A 437-nucleotide genomic window follows, 5' to 3' on the forward strand; every position below is an offset into this window, starting at 1 on the left:
GCCCGGTGGTCCGTCGACAGCGTCACCGACATGACCGTCGCGGCAACCACCGCACCATCCTTGACCACGGCCCGGCTCTCGCCGGCGCCGACCGCCAGGATCGTCGCATGCGGCGGGTTGATGACGGCGGCAAAGTCCTTGATGCCGAACATGCCGAGATTGGACACCGCCGTCGTGCCGCCCTGGTATTCCTCGGGCTTCAGCTTGCGGTTGCGCGCCCTGGCCGCCAGATCCTTCATCTCGTTGGAGATCGCCGACAGCGTCTTTTCCTCGGCGCGCCGCACGATCGGCGTGATCAGCCCGCCGGGGATCGACACCGCCACGCCGACATCGGCATGGCGGTGCCTGACCATGGCGCTTTCCGTCCACGAGACGTTGGCGTCCGGCACGGCCATCAGCGCCTTGGCCATCGCCTTGATGATCATGTCGTTGACCGA

General features: G+C 67.0%; 1 protein-coding gene. It reads right to left on the bottom strand.

The window, feature by feature from the left end:
• The coding region (locus AB843_RS24610) for a 2-oxo acid dehydrogenase subunit E2 (RefSeq protein WP_048649569.1) at positions 1-437 on the bottom strand (437 nt) is incomplete at both ends.

The sequence above is a fragment of the Nitratireductor soli genome, from assembly GCF_001050155.1.
Taxonomy (GTDB): Bacteria; Pseudomonadota; Alphaproteobacteria; order Rhizobiales; family Rhizobiaceae; genus Nitratireductor; species Nitratireductor soli.